At 71.1% G+C, this 14,375-nt stretch carries 11 protein-coding genes and 1 pseudogene; 3 read left to right on the top strand and 9 right to left on the bottom strand.

The features are described 5' to 3' along the window. Positions 1 to 11: 11 nt before the first annotated feature. Complete coding sequence (locus tag ACN27J_RS27460) at positions 12 to 1,415, top strand: glycoside hydrolase family 6 protein (protein ID WP_421370636.1); 1,404 nt, start codon at positions 12 to 14, stop codon at positions 1,413 to 1,415. Between the two features lie 77 nt (positions 1,416 to 1,492). On the opposite strand, the gene ACN27J_RS27455 is transcribed toward ACN27J_RS27460, so the two are convergent. The 4 genes and pseudogenes from ACN27J_RS27455 to ACN27J_RS27440 form a co-directional block, all read right to left on the bottom strand. Then, positions 1,493 to 2,590: a GDSL-type esterase/lipase family protein gene (locus tag ACN27J_RS27455; protein ID WP_421370634.1), complete on the bottom strand. Its 1,098-nt coding sequence runs from the start codon at positions 2,588 to 2,590 to the stop codon at positions 1,493 to 1,495. 144 nt (positions 2,591 to 2,734) lie between these two features. After that, complete coding sequence (locus ACN27J_RS27450) at positions 2,735 to 3,844, bottom strand: ATP-binding protein (RefSeq protein ID WP_421372530.1); 1,110 nt, start codon at positions 3,842 to 3,844, stop codon at positions 2,735 to 2,737. Between the two features lie 219 nt (positions 3,845 to 4,063). Continuing rightward, a pseudogene (locus ACN27J_RS27445) lies at positions 4,064 to 4,441 on the bottom strand (helix-turn-helix domain-containing protein); the annotation flags it as partial. Positions 4,442 to 4,574: 133 nt separating this feature from the next. Then, the gene (locus ACN27J_RS27440; protein WP_278174316.1) at positions 4,575 to 5,267 is read right to left on the bottom strand and encodes a SanA/YdcF family protein; all 693 of its coding nucleotides are present in this window, start codon (positions 5,265 to 5,267) and stop codon (positions 4,575 to 4,577) included. A gap of 75 nt (positions 5,268 to 5,342) precedes the next feature. Between ACN27J_RS27440 and ACN27J_RS27435 the strand changes: the two genes are divergently transcribed. Beyond that, positions 5,343 to 6,725 carry a PQQ-binding-like beta-propeller repeat protein gene (locus ACN27J_RS27435; protein WP_421372527.1) on the top strand — a complete coding sequence of 461 codons (1,383 nt, stop codon included), beginning with the start codon at positions 5,343 to 5,345 and terminating at the stop codon, positions 6,723 to 6,725. 81 nt (positions 6,726 to 6,806) lie between these two features. Here ACN27J_RS27435 and ACN27J_RS27430 read toward each other — a convergent pair whose 3' ends face one another. From ACN27J_RS27430 to ACN27J_RS27415, 4 genes are all read right to left on the bottom strand, one after another. Then, positions 6,807 to 7,841: an iron-siderophore ABC transporter substrate-binding protein gene (locus ACN27J_RS27430; RefSeq protein WP_421370631.1), complete on the bottom strand. Its 1,035-nt coding sequence runs from the start codon at positions 7,839 to 7,841 to the stop codon at positions 6,807 to 6,809. A gap of 73 nt (positions 7,842 to 7,914) precedes the next feature. Next, a complete protein-coding gene (locus tag ACN27J_RS27425; RefSeq protein ID WP_421370629.1) occupies positions 7,915 to 8,970 on the bottom strand; it encodes a FecCD family ABC transporter permease in 1,056 nt (351 codons plus the stop codon). After that, positions 8,967 to 9,968 carry a FecCD family ABC transporter permease gene (locus ACN27J_RS27420; protein WP_421370627.1) on the bottom strand — a complete coding sequence of 334 codons (1,002 nt, stop codon included), beginning with the start codon at positions 9,966 to 9,968 and terminating at the stop codon, positions 8,967 to 8,969. Before ACN27J_RS27420 ends, ACN27J_RS27425 begins: the two co-directional genes overlap by 4 nt. A gap of 72 nt (positions 9,969 to 10,040) precedes the next feature. Beyond that, the gene (locus ACN27J_RS27415) at positions 10,041 to 12,260 is read right to left on the bottom strand and encodes a glycosyl hydrolase family 95 catalytic domain-containing protein (RefSeq protein WP_421370624.1); all 2,220 of its coding nucleotides are present in this window, start codon (positions 12,258 to 12,260) and stop codon (positions 10,041 to 10,043) included. A 164-nt stretch (positions 12,261 to 12,424) separates the two neighbouring features. Here ACN27J_RS27415 and ACN27J_RS27410 point away from each other — a divergent pair, with 164 nt between their 5' ends. Then, positions 12,425 to 13,324 carry a DUF3152 domain-containing protein gene (locus ACN27J_RS27410; protein ID WP_421370622.1) on the top strand — a complete coding sequence of 300 codons (900 nt, stop codon included), beginning with the start codon at positions 12,425 to 12,427 and terminating at the stop codon, positions 13,322 to 13,324. Between the two features lie 37 nt (positions 13,325 to 13,361). On the opposite strand, the gene ACN27J_RS27405 is transcribed toward ACN27J_RS27410, so the two are convergent. Further along, entirely contained in the window at positions 13,362 to 14,342 is a 981-nt protein-coding gene (locus ACN27J_RS27405) for a sulfite exporter TauE/SafE family protein (RefSeq protein WP_421370620.1), read from the bottom strand. Positions 14,343 to 14,375 lie beyond the last annotated feature (33 nt).

Raw genomic sequence — 14,375 nt, 5'->3', positions numbered from 1 at the left:
TTGTCGATATGATGACTCGGCAACGATTCCCGTGGGCCACCCGCTTCGGCGCGGCACTGGCCACCTCCGCCTCAGTCACCACCGCCGTGGTCCTGGCCGGGGCCGTCGCGGCTGCCGCCGGACCCGGTCACCCGGTCGGCGTCCATCACCTGGTAAAGATGGACAATCCGTACGCTGGCGCTCAGGTCTATGTCAACCCCGAGTGGTCGGCACTGGCCGCCGGCGAGCCGGGCGGCCACCTGGTCGCCGACCAACCGACCGCCGTACGGCTGGACCGCATCGCCGCCATCGACCGCGCCGGTGACCGGATGGGCCTGCGGGACCACCTCGACGAGGCGCTACGCCAGGGTGCCGATCTGATCCAGCTCGTCCTGCACGACCTGCCGGGCCGCGACTGCGAACGGCTGGCCTCCACCGGCGAGCTGGCCTACGACGAGCTACCCCGCTACCGGGCGGAGTTCGTCGACCCGATCACGCAGATCCTCGCCGACCCGGCGTACGCGCGGCTACGGATCGTCGCCATCATCGAGCCGAACTCACTGGCCAATCTGGTCACCCACACCTCGCCCCGGCCGGATGCCACCTTCGGCTGCGACCAGGTGTTGGCGTACGGCAGCTACCCGCTCGGCATCGGCTACGCCCTGGCGCGGCTCGGTCCGCTGCCCAACGTCTATCCGTACCTGGACGTGAGCCACCCGGGGCAGCTCGGCCGGGCATCGGACGCCGCCGACCTGGTGTCGCTGCTCCAGTTGACGGCCGGCCAGTCGGGTGCCACCCCCGACCTGGTGCACGGCTTCATCGCCAACGTCGGCAACTATTCGGTACTGCGGGAGCGGTACTTCCGGACCCGCGACGTGATCAACGGCGAGCCGGTGCGGACCCACAGCAGTTGGGTGGCCGGACGCGATGTCGTCGATGTGCTGCCGTACCTGGCCGCGATGCGGCACCGGCTGACCGCCGCCGGGTTCCCCCGGGCAGCTGGCATCCTGGTGGACACCTCACGCAACGGCTGGGGCGGTCCCGAGCGCCCGAGCGGGCCGGGTCCGCGGACCAGTGCCGAGGAGTACGTCGAGGCCGGCCGGCTGGATCGGCGGGCCCGGGTGACGAACTGGTGCAACCTGGCCGACGCGGGCATCGGCGTACGACCGGTGGCCGCGCCGGCACCCGGCGTCGACGCGTACGTCTGGGCCACCGCGCCGGGCGTCTCGGACGGCTTCGGCACCTGGGGCAACGCGTTTCACCCGTACGAGCCGAGGTGCGACTCGGACTACGCCGCTGGCACGTACGACACCGGCGCGCTGCCCGGTGCACCACCGGCTGGCGAGTGGTTCCCGGCGTACTTTCAGCGGTTGCTGGCCAACGCCTGGCCCCCGCTTGCCACCGCCGACGTCGTGCGTGGGCCGCTGCCCACCTGATCCGCGTCGGTGCGCGACCACCACCGGGGTGGGCGGTGCCGGACGGCGCCACCGCCCACCCCGGTACGGACGTCGCCTCAGCTGGCGGCGCAGGACGGGGTCATGCCGGAGCCGCTGCCGGTGCCCTGGAAGCCGAACTCGGTCGACTGTCCGGCACCGACCCGGCCGTTGTAGCTGACGTTGCGGAACTGCACCGGGCCGCTGTTGCCGCTGCGGTCGGCGTTCCAGGCGTTGGTCACGCTGGCACCGCCGGGCAGAGTCATCCCGACGGTCCAGCCGGTGAGTCCGGCCGCGCCGGCGGTGACCCGGACGGTCGCCACGAACCCGCCGGGCCACTGGTTGAGCGAGACGGTGGCGGTGCAGCCACCACCCGGTGGCGGGGTGGTCGCGGGCGGTGGGGTGGTTGCCGGTGGCGGCGTGGTCGGCGTCGGTGACGTGTCCGGCGTGGTGGTCGGGCTCGGGCTCGGTCCGCCGCCGGGGTTCAGACTTCCGGGTACGGACAGCAGCGCGTCGTACCACTTGGTGGCCATCTTGCTGTACCCGGTGGCGTTCGGATGCACGCCGTCGGCCAGGTCGGCGGTGGTGAGCGCCGAGTACATGTCGACGAGGTGCACCCGGCGGCCGGCGTTCGCCCGGCTCTGCACGATCTGCGGGATCGCCGAGTTGTACGCGCGGAACTGAGCGTCGCTGAAGCTGGCCGGGATGATCGTGGCGACGAACAGGTGGGCGTCCGGCGCGGTGTTGGTGATCTTGTCGATCAGCGCGGCGAGCCGGTTCGGCGCGTTCGGCAGGTCCCGGTTCTGGGTGATGTCGTTGGTGCCGATGTGCAGCAGGATCGTCTGCGGGTCGGAGGCGTTCAGCCAGTTGACGATGTTGGCGTCGATCTGGTCGATCCGCCAGCCCGAGTGGCCCTGGTGGTTCCGGTCGGGCAGGCTGGCCGGCCCGTTGGACTGGGATCCGACGAAGTCTACAGTGTACCCACCGGCCTGGAACTTCTGCCACAGGTCGATGCGGTAGCCGCCGGGCACGTTGAAGCCGTCGGTGATCGAGTCGCCGAGCGGCATGATCCGCACGGCGGACGCCTGGGCGTTGGCGCCGTTGCCGATCGCGAGCGCGACGGCGACCAGCAGCGCGGCCGCCAGCGCCGCCGTACATCGACGGACGGTCGAGGTCATGGAAAAACTCCCTTCGATGAACATCTACGTACATCAATCTAGATGTTCATCGGAGTGCCGGTCCGACGCGCGCCGTGGCCCCAGCGACGAACGGCCAGCACGCTGCGCCGAGCGGCAGGCATGACCACAGGGAGTCAAGACGGGTCAGCCGTCCGGCCGAACGTAACTGGCCCACCGCCTTTCCCCCTGCTGCAGGAGCTTGCCTTCCCTCGCAAGCCTCCGCAGCAAACGACTTGCCTGATCGGGTGCGAGAGAGCAGAGATCTGCTGCTTGTGCCCGGGTAATCCGGCCATGAGCCGACACGTACTGCAAAACCATCTGCTCCTGCTGAAGCGACTCGAATCCTTTCATTCGAACGTAACCTGACGGAACACCCAAAACGCGATATACTACGGCAGATAGGTGCCAGGTACGTCCCTTTCCACTGCCACGCGCCTCGACCCAGCCTCGCTCGACCATCCGAGCCAGCAGATTCCGTGCCTCGCTCTCCGTACGCTGGACGAGATCGGCGAGGTCATGTGTTGAAGCCTGTCGCTCCCGCACCAACTCGGTAAGCACCTGAAGTTCGCCGAGCCCAAGCGGCGCACCTAGCCGCCGCTCCTGCTCCAACACCCACCTCGTCATCGAAATATTCGCCGGCCCACCAGGCAGGATTGCCACAACGTGTGTATCGGTCGTCCTTCCGTAATCCGGTGCCGGCTTCCCGAGACGCAGCTGCTCGGCATACATCCGATTGATGCCTCGACCGGTTCGCTCTACCAGTCCGGTCCGCTTGAAAGCGTCCGCAAGGAGTGGACTACGAGGGTGCGGCGGTGCGACGAGGAGATTGTCGATCCTCACGCCAGTCGGCAGCCCTCCAGGACTAGAAATCTCGAGCTGATCCTCCGCCCACTGAACATGCACCGCCCCTCGACGAGTGTAGTCGCGATGAATCAACGCGTTCGCCAGCGCCTCTCGGAACGCAACCTCCGAGTATGAAGCTACGGCTACCCGAAGCAACCCGAATTCGAGCTCGTCTTCTCGGACACGAGCGCGAAACCGCAGCGAGAATTCCTCGGCCAGCCGGAGAAGCGGATAGGCGAAGAACTCGTTGACCTCAACTTGCATCCCGTTAACCACCTGAAATGCTGCTTCATGAGTCGGAAGATACCTACGCAGCGCAGGAACCTTACCGAACAGCAGCAGAGCCCCCGTCGAGATATCGCCGCTACGCCCGGCGAGCCCAAGAGCGTTCACTATTTCTCGATCGGACAAGGATGCCAGTATCCGATCAGACCCATTGCCAGCAGCCGCTGTCAATCGCCGCATCCGCTCGAACTCTAGCGGATCCAGGTCTTCCCACCCGGCACCACCGACTCGGAGGCCAGCCCAGTCAACGGCGCCACGGTCCACCTCGTGAGCGAGCATCTCGTGAGCATGATACGGGACACATGTCGGACTACCGTCACCAGCAATCGCCCGCCGAACATAGGTCCCTCGGGTCGTCCCAACCACTCGGGGACTGTCCGGAACCTCGACAACAAGCACGTCACGCCCCCGGATACAGACAACGCGCACTACAGCCGAGAGTGGAGGCTGCGTCATGTTCGCGATCAGAGCCTGAACCCGCAGCGGATCCGTGCCGCCAGCCTCGTGCCGAGCACGCGCTCCGCTGACCACCCCGTCGCCCTCGACGCCGACGAGCAACACCCCGCCACTTCCGTTGGCGAGGCACACGACAGCCTCCACCAGGTCACGGTCATTGAGTCGCTCCCGCCGTTCACCCTTGAACTCGACCTCGTACGTCTCGCCGTCTTCGATCAACCGGGCGATCCAATCAGCCAGATCCGGCGCTGCCCCTACTTCCGACATCCAACTCCCTATGCGACGTCTCTACACGCTCGGCGGTCAGTATATGCGCATCGCGCATAGCTGATGCGCGGCGCGCATAGCCAGCCGCGACAACCAAGGTTTTACCGGACAAAATGCCCCTGATGCCGCAGACTCACTCGCGCAGGGCGTCGTCAAGGCTGGTCTCGGGTGGGCCGGGTAGCGCCGGGTCCCGGCCCACCAGCACGTCGTACGCGGCCTTGACCGCAGCGAACCGCTCCCGGAACGCGCCCCAGCGCCAGGCCCGCTCGAAGCGGCGTACCGAGTCGTCGCCGACGCCGACCGCGTCCACGCCGACCCGCCGGCAGACCGTGACCGCCCGCTCGATGTGGAAGCTCTGGGTCACCACGATCGCCTGGTCCACGCCGAAGACGCGGCGCGCCCGCAGGCACGAGTCGTAGGTGTCCAGACCGGCGTGGTCCTGCACGATCCGGTCCGCCGGCACGCCCCGGTCGATGAGCCAGCGCCGCATCGCGCCCGGCTCGTCGTAGTCCCACTCCCGGTGGTCGCCGGAGACCAGCACCGCCCGGACCAGGTCGGCTTCGACCAGCCGCCGGGCCACCTCCAGCCGACCGGCCAGGAACTCCGACGGCGTACCGTCCGGCCGGACCTGCGCCCCGAGGACCAGGGCGACCGGCGCGGCGGGCACGCTGGCCAGCTCGTAGACGTGCTCGGCCGCCGAGGCCCGCACCCAGTAGCCGCTGCCGGTGACCAGCAGCGCGACCGCGACCGCCGCAGCGGCGCAGACGGCCAGCTTGCGGCGCAGCCACCGGGTTCGACGGGACGGATGAGCCAGGGCGTCGTCCATGCCGTAATTATGGTCGACGGGCACCTCGCGCCCGGCCGCTGGACACCGGCCGCGACAGGAAAGAGTGTGGAGCACATGGTCATCGAGCTGGGTCTGGCCAGCCACCCCGAGGTGCCGCCGCCGCCACCGGCTGGGCGGTGGTGGCGGTCACCGCAGCGGGTACGGCTGGCCGCCAACCGGATCCGCCCGCTCGCCGCCGTCGTCGGCCTGGCGCTGCTCGCCGGCCTGACCGGCGCGGCCCCGCCCAGCGGTCCGCTGCTCGTCCAGGTCGCCAGCCATCAGGTGAAGGCCCGGGACATCGTGCTCGCCGGGGACCGGCTGCTGGTCACCTCGGCCGCCGCGCAGGGCGCGGCGACCACCTGGCAACTGTCCGCGTACGACGTGCTGGACGGCGAGCTGCGGTGGACGGTGCCGTTCGACGCGGCGAGTTGGCGGCTGCGGCAGGTACGCCAGACCGGTGACGTGGTGCTGGTCGGCCCGAGGTCCGGTCCGGGCACCGGCTCGACGGTGATCCTGGACGCGCAGACCGGGCAGACCCGGTGGGTGGCACCCGACGGGCTGGTGCTGACCGACGACGGGCGTACCGCGCTGATCGACGAGCCGGACGGCGCCGGCGCCACCTCGTCGACGCTGCGCGCCGTCGACCTGGCGACCGGCGACGAGCTGTGGCGGGCCGATCTGGCCGTGCCGACCGAGGTGCTGGCCGGGTCCGCCGGGCAGGCGCTGTTGGTCGGCACCGACGGCCGGGCGGAGGTACGCGACGGGCGCGACGGCACGGTGCTGCGTACCGCCGATCTGGGTGAGGTGTCCCGGCCGGACAGCATGGCCGGCACGCTGCTGGTGCGTCAGTGGCGCGGCGGTGAGCTGGGAGTCACCGGCTACGACCCGGCGACGTTGCGGCAGCTGTGGCACCGGCCGGTGCGGTACGGACCCGGCCGGATCACCGGGTGCGGCGAGCTGATCTGCTTTCCGGACGACTCCCGGATCGAGGCGGTCGACCCGGTGACCGGCCGGACGGTCTGGCGGGTGCCGGCCGACCTGGTGGTCGACTTCGACAGCTATCTGGTGGCGTACAGCGTGTCGCCCGACGGCGGGTCCGGCGCCGCGGCAGACGGCGACGGTCGTGGATATCCCGCGTCGGCGACGGTGGCGGACGCCAGCGCCGACGCGGGTTCGGGCAGCGGGCGGATCATCGACCCGGGGACCGGACGGACCCTGCTGCCGTTGAGCGCATGGGAGACCGAGTTGGAGGGGCGCGGCGACGCCACGTTCGTCGGCTACCGGCAGCCGACCGAGACCGGACCGGCCTGGCTCGCGGTACTGGCGCCGGCCGGTCCGGAGACGGTACGCATGGTCGGTAGCGTTCCCGGACCGGTCGGCGGCTGTGTCGGCGACCGCAGCACGATCGTCTGCCGGCTGGGTGCCGACGCGATCAGCATCTGGCACTACGAGCTCTGACCCGGCCCGCCCGACCCGGCTCGGTCGGGTCGAGCCGGGCCGGATCGGGTCGGGTCGGATCGGATCGAGCCGGATGGTCGTTCAGGAAGCGGCGTCGACCTTGTCGGCGGCTTCGGCGAGTGCGGCGACGTACTCGTCGAGGCCCCAGGTGACCGACAACGCGGTGGGCGGCGACACCGAGGCGATGAACTCGGCACCGACCAGCGAGGCGACCGCCCCGGACTGGATCTGCGGCATGGTCTGCGCGGCCTGCGAGGACAGGAACGCGTCCTGTTCCTCCTGAGTGGTGGCGAACGACACCAGCACATCCGAGGTGAGCTGGTCGAGCTGCTCGTAACTCATGGTGAAGTAGAACGTCGACTCGTCGGTGCCGAGTTCGTTGACGCTGGGCGCGCCGGTCATCCCGAGGTCGAGGGCGAACTCGACCCGCGGGTCGGCCTCCTTGTAGACGTAGAAGGTGCCGGCGGAGTCCCAGACCATGGCGACGCTCTTGCCGGCCAGCTGCGGATTCTCCTCGGCCTTGGTGGCGATCTGCGCGTCGATGTCGTCCAGCAGCGTCTGCGCCTCGCCGCTCTTGCCGAGCGCGGTGCCGACGGTGGTGATCAGGTCACGCCACGGGGTGGCCCACGCCTCACCCGGGTAGGCGACCGTCGGCGCGATCTGGCTGAGCAGGTCGTACTGTTCCTGGTCGATACCGGAGTAGACGGCGAGGATCAGGTCCGGGTCGGCGGCGGCGATCTCGTCGAACGGCGGTTCCTGGGCGTCCGGCAGTACGGTGGGCACCTCGGCGCCGGTCTCGTCGAGCTTCTCGGCGATCCACGGCAGTACGCCGTTGGCGTCACCGCCGTAGCTCTGGAACGGGATGGCCACCGGCACCACGTCGAGCGCGATAGCGGCGTCGGCGCTGCCCCAGCCCCAGGCGACCACCCGGGTCGGAGTGTCCTCGATAGTGGTCTCACCGAGGGCGTGCTCGATGGTCACCGGGAACCCGGCCGAGCTGCCACCGGTCGCGGCGTCATCGGTGCTGGAGTCGTCACCGGAGCCGCACGCGGTCAGGCCGATGGTGAGGGCGAGCGGGGCGGCGAAAAGGACGCGGCTGAGTTTTCTGCTGATCACTGTCTCTCCTACGAGCGCGGGTCGTCCGCGAAGGTCAGCACATGCAACCACGGGCAAGTTAGGTTTGGCTAGCCTATGTAATTCTGGTTACCGAGCCGTGATTCCGGCCAGCGGTAGCGAGCAACCACAGCAGATACGGCCCGCCGATCACCGCGGTGACGATGCCGACCGGGGTCTTGACGTTGCCGGGCAGCAGGTGCTGGGCGACCAGGTCCGCCCCGGTCACCACGAGTACGCCGACCAGCGCTGCCGGTAGCAGCACCGGGGCTCCGGAGCGCATCATCCGCCGGGCGATCGGCATGGCGACGAACGCCACGAACGCGATCGGTCCGGTCACCGCGGTCGCCACTGCCGCGAGGGCCACCGCGATCGCCAGCAGACTGATCCGGCTGCGTTCCAGCCGCACCCCCAGGCCGGTCGCGGTGTCGTCGCCGAACTGCAGCAGCCCGAGCGCCGGACGCAACGCCAGCAGCACCGGGGTCAACACGCCGAGCAGCGTCGCCAGGACGGCGATCTCCGGCCAGCGGGCGCTGCCCAGGCTGCCGACCATCCACGACAACGCCGTCTGCGCCTCGCGTACCTCTCCCCGGGTCAGCAGGTAACCGAGGACACCGTGCGCCATGAACGCGGCGGCGATGCCGACCAGCACGAACCGGTACCCGGTCAGCCCGCCCCGCCAGGAGAGCAGGTACACGGCGGTCGCCGTACCGGCCGCGCCGACGAACGCGGCGACCGACACGCCGAGGCTGCCGGCACCGAGCGTGACCAGTGCGAACACCGCGGCGGCGCTGGCCCCGCCGGTGACGCCGATGATGTCCGGGCTGGCCAGCGGGTTGCGCAACAGGGTCTGGAAGATGCCGCCGGCCAGGCCGAACGCGGCACCGGCCAGAATCCCGGCGACCAGTCGGGGCAGCCGCAGACTGAGGATGATGAAGTCGTCGCGGCCGCTGCCCTGCCCGATCAGGGTGCGGAGCACCCCGTCCAACGAGATCTGGTAGGCGCCGAGACTGAGGCTGAGCAGGGCGAAGATCGCAACGACCCCGGCCAACCCGGCCAGCACCACGGTGGCCCGGCGGCGTCGGCGACGCCGCAACCGGCCCAGCGCGGGAAGCTCGAGACCAGCGGTCACACGCTGGCCAATCGGGAGCGGCGGACCAGGGCGATCAGCACCGGTGCGCCGAGGAACGCCACGACCAGGCCGGCCTCGACCTCGCCGGGCGGCGCGATCAGCCGGCCGAGCACGTCGGCCGCGACCAGCAGGGCGGCACCGAGCACCGCGCTGTACGCGAGAATCCACCGGTAGTCCGGCCCGGTCACCCAACGGGCGGCGTGCGGCACGACCAGCCCGACGAAGACGATCGGTCCGGTAAGCGCCGTCGCCGAGCCGCAGAGCAGCACGGTCGCGGTCATGATGACCGCCCGGTCCCGAACCACGTGCTGGCCGAGCCCGTGGGCGACGTCGTCGCCGAGGCTGAGCGCGTTGAGCACCCGGCCGGAGACCAGCGCCAGCAGGGTGCCGACGGCGATGAACAGCAGCACCGTACGGGCGGTGTCGAGGTCCCGCCCGACCAGCGAGCCGACCTGCCAGAACCGGTAGCGTTCCAGGGTCTGCAGGTTGGTCAGCAGCACCAGGGTGATCAGCGAGGTGAGCACGGCGGTGAGCGCCGAGCCGGCGATGGCGAGTTTCACCGGGGTCGCGCCGTCGCCGCCCATCGACCCGATGCCGTAGACGAGCAGCGCGGCGAGGGTCGCCCCGCCGAACGCGAACCAGATGTAGCCGGCGGTGGTGCCGATGCCGAGCCAGGTGATCGCGACGACGACGGCAAGTGACGCGCCAGCGTTGATGCCGAGCAGGCCGGGGTCGGCGATCGGGTTTCGGGTCAGTCCCTGCATGAGCCCGCCGGACAGGCCGAGCGCGAGACCGGCGAGCAGCCCGATCACGGTCCGGGGCAGCCGCAGGTCCCAGATGACGACGTGGTCGTTGACCGCCGGGTCGCGGTCGACCAGCGCCTCGACCACCACCGGCAGGGCGATGTCACGGGATCCGAGGGCGAGGCTGGCGAAGACGGTCAGGGCGAGCAGCAGTACGGCGACCAGCAGCCCGCCAAGCCGCCGACCAACGGTCACCCCTCCACCACTTTGGGTCACGCCTTGTCCGACGCGCTCACCCCGACCGGCGCGGAGTGAGGTAAGCATCGCCTAAGTATGCAGGGAAAGCTCCACCGGCTCATCGGCGGGCAGGTCCACCGCCCTCGCACCGTACGGGCTGCGTACCGTCACCTGTTGGGTGAGCGCCGAGCGGAGCCGGACCCGCAGCGTCGTGGCGTCCCAGGTCAGCTCCTCGACGGTGATCCGGCCCCGGCAGGTCACCCCGCGCAGGGTGCCGCCGGGCAGCTCGACCGGCCAGGCCGGCAGCAGGTGCAGCGACCCGGGGCGCGAATCGACCAGCATCTCGATCAGTACGCCGGGCAGCGCGTGCACGGCGTCGGCGTTGTAGGTCTGCAGACCCGGATTGTGGGCGCTCATCAACGACCGGAAGAACATGTCCGCGCAGAGGATCTTCCGCAGGTTGGCGGCGGCCAGGTCGGCGTCGCGCAGCCGGGCGGCGACCAGCGCCCGGTGCAGGCTGCCGTGCGCGGACAGGTTCTCGTCGCCGCGTACCGCCAGGGCCCGGTGGGCCGCGCGGGCCAGCTCCGGGGTGCCGTCCGGGGTGATCTCGTGCAGCGGCCAGACCGGGTAGAGGTGGCTGACGTGCCGGTGGTCGTCGTCGGCGCGGTAGCCGGGCCAGGCCCACTCGGCCAGCGCGCCCCGCTCGTCCACCAGGTACCCGGGCAGCCGCGCGGCCAGGTCGGCCCACCGGGACGCACCGGTCAACCCGCCCGCGACCCGCATCGCGTGCCGGGCGGCGGCGATGTCCATGGTGGCGTTCACCGCCGGGTAGACCGGCACGTCGTGCTCGTCGGGCGGCCCGGTCTCGGCGGAGAACGACGGCACGATCACGTACCGGCCGTCGTCGCCGACCCGGGTGAGGAAGTCCTCGAAGAACTCGGCCGCCTCGACCAGCCAACCGGCTGCCTCCCCCAACGGCTCCCCGGTGACCAGGTGGTGCTCCCACAGCGGGTACAGCAGCCAGTGGGCGCCGGGCAGCCAGGCCGGCCAGGGCCACTCGTCGCAGAAGTGGAACAGGTGCCCGTGCTCGCCGTCGGTGCGCCCCGGCGCGAGCAGGCCACGGCCGCCGTACACCGCCCGCGCGTTGCGCCGCCAGTCGTCGACCTGGCCGGCGATCAACCGTCGGTGCGCCGCCGTCACCTCCGGCAACGCGCCGATGTTCGCCCCGGCCAGCTGCAGGTTCAGATTGGCGTCGGTGGTGAAGTCGCCGGCCCAGGCGGCGTCCCAGGAGCCGAGCCAGAGCCCGGTCAGCCGGGGCGGCAGCACCCCGCTGGAGCTGATCAGCAGGTACCGGCCGGCGTGGAACAGCCGTTCCAGCAGCGTGGGGAGCAGCCGCTCACCGTCGGCGCGCTGGGCGTCGAGCAGCTCACCGACCGGACGGCGCCGGTCGGCCTCGTCGACCCGCAACCGCAGCTCGACCCGCTGGTACATCGGCCGGTGCAGGGCGACGTGCCGGGCCAGCAGCCGCTGGTAGTCGGCGTCGGCCAGCCCGGCGAGTCGGGCGTGCAACGCCTCGGTGCCCCAGCCCGGTGCGTCGTAGCGGTCGAGCACGGTCAGCGCCGACGCGTCCCCGCCGATCAGGATCCGGTCGCCGACGATCTCGGTGTCGCCGGTCACCAGGGTCAGCCCTTCGAAGCCGTACGCCCCGAGGCCGGCCGGATAGCTGCCCCGGACCCGCAGGAACGCATATCCGTCCCGCCGGTAGGCGGTGATGTCGTAGCTGACGTCGGGCGGCCGGCCGGGCAGGTCGCCGGTGGCACCGAGCAGGCATTCGCCGGCGGCGAGTCGGACCACGGCGACCCGGTCCGCGCGGGAGACGAAGGCTCGCCGGGTGCGGTCGCCGGCCCACCGCACGGTGATCTCGCCGGTGATGAAATCCGTGGTACGCAGGTAGTCGGCGGGCAGTGGCGCCGGGTCGACATGCCGGCCGGCGATGGTCGGTTCGTCGACGGTCAGCGCGTAGCCGGGGTGGAACGACTGGGTCCACTCCAGCTGCCGGCCCCCGGCCAGCAGCCGGCCGGCCTCGGCCCGTCGGCCGGCCAGAATCAGGTCCCGGACCTGCTCGATGACCCCGGCCAGCTCCGGTGGCCGCAGGTCGCGGGTGCCGTTGGGCAGCACGAACCGGTGGTGGTCGACCACGATCCGTTCGGCGGTCGGATCGCCGTACACCATCAGCCCGTACTCGCCGTTGCCAGTGAGGAAGGCGTCTTCCCAGCGCGCCGCGGGCGCCGTGTCGTCGATCCGGTGCATCGGATCGACCTTAGCCAACGTCCTCGGCGGACGGCAGTCACGCGGTGACCGCGTGGCGGTTGTCCGGCCGCGTGCGATCCGGGTCACCACAGGTCACCTGGGGTGGGGCGGACGCCGTCGCTGTGGTTGGGTGGCTTGACGTCGCCGAGGGGGGTTGACTGAAGGTGCGTATCGGGCGATATCCGGTCCCGGCGGCGCTGCTGACAGCGGTGCTGGCTGCCGGCGTACTGGTCGGTTGTGGCACCGCCCCGGCGCAACCACAGTGGCTGCCGGCACCGGGTGCGGCCGGCGGGCGGCCGGCGACGGCCGATCCGACCGGCCCGAGCGCGACGGCGGACGCCGCCGGGTCCAGCCCGACGCCGAGCGCCAGCCCGAGCCCGAGCCCGAGCCCCACGCCGAGCCCGACACCGACCGTGCCGCCGGATTCGGCGATCCCCGGCTCGGCCAGTGGCAGCTTCGCCGCCGCCGACGGGGCGGCGGGCCGGATCGGCATCGGTGCCCGGATCGTCACCTACCGCGTCGAGGTCGAACAGGGCATCGACTGGGGCGGCCTGGAGCCGTGGACGGTACGGCGGTTCGCCGACCGGGTGGACGGCATCCTGGCCGCCTCCCGTGGCTGGACCGAGTCGGGGTTCCACCCGGTGACCGACCGCAGCGTCGGGTTGAACCGGGCGTCGTGGTCATTCCGGCGGGTCGGCGGAAACAGCTACGACGTACGGATTCGGCTGGCCACCCCGCAGACCGTCGACCGGCTGTGCGGTCAGGTCGGGCTGACCACGGCCGGCGTCTTCTCCTGCCGGTTCGGCACCACCATCATGATCAACCTGCGCCGCTGGCTGCAGGGCGCGGACGGCTACCCGGTGACCATCGACGAGTACCAGACCAGTGTGATCAACCACGAGATCGGCCACTACCTGGGCTTCGACCACATGGGCTGCGCCGGGCAGGGCCGGTTGGCCCCGGTGATGGGCCTGCAGACCACCGATCTGGGCGGCTGCCGGCCGAACCCGTACCCGTTCGACGAGGACGGCCGGTTCGTCAGCGGCCCGTGGCAGCCGTCCTGACCGTCACGGGGTCCCGACCGTCACGGGATCCCGACCGTCACCGGCCGCCGACCCGCAGCGGTTCGGCCCGGTCGGCCGGCCGGTCCGGCTCGCGCAGCTCGGTACGGGCCAGCGCGGGCAGGCCGTGCCGGCGGCGGGCCGCCATCCAGCCGAATGACCCGGCGACCACGACGGCGGCGAGCGCCACCAGCAGCGGGATGTCCGGCACGCCCAGCAGTTTCATGGCACTGGCCAGCAGTACCAGGGTCAACGCCCGACGGACCAGGCCGCCGGGTGCCCGCGACGACAGCTGTGCGCCGAGCCATGCCCCGGGCACCGCCCCGAGCAGCAGCGAGGTGGTCAGGTCGAGGCGGAAGTCGCCGAACAGCAGGTGCCCGACGGCGGCGGCGATCACCAGCGGCACCGCCTGCACCAGGTCGGTGCCGACCAGGAAGGCGGGCCGCAGCAGCGGGTAGAGCATCAGCAACGCGATGATGATCAGCGAACCGGAGCCGACGCTGGTCATCCCGACGATCAGACCGCCGACGGCGCCGATCAGCACGGTCGGTGCCGGCCGGGCCCGCAGCGGCGGCTCGGCCGGCGCGGTGTCGCTGCCGGGCAGGCCGGCGGTGCCGGTCCGGCGGCGGGCGGCGTGCTCGGCCATCCGGGTGTAGGTGCGGAAGACCAGGCCGGCGGCGGCCAGCACCAGCGCCACCCCGAGCGCCACCTTGATGCCCTGCTGCAGTCGCTCGCCGTCGCCGAGTGAGCGCAGTAGCAGGACGCCGGCGAACGCGCTCGGCACGCTGCCCAGGCAGAGCCAACCGACCAGCGACCAGTGCACGGTCCGCCGCCGGATGTGCACCAGCCCGCCGACCGGTTTCATCACCGCGCTGACCACCAGGTCGCTGGAGACGGCGGCGAGCGGCGGTACGCCGAAGAAGATCACCAGCATCGGGGTCATCAGCGCCCCGCCGCCCATGCCGGTCAGCCCGACGATGATCCCGATGCCGCAACCGGCCAGCACCAATACCCAGTCCACCCTGTCGAGGGTGCCGGACCGGACCGGCAATGT

Source organism: Solwaraspora sp. WMMB762, assembly GCF_049179115.1.
Taxonomy (GTDB): Bacteria; Actinomycetota; Actinomycetes; order Mycobacteriales; family Micromonosporaceae; genus Micromonospora_E.
The sequence above is the reverse complement of the archived record's forward strand: the minus strand, read 5'-3'. Positions and strand labels throughout refer to the sequence as shown.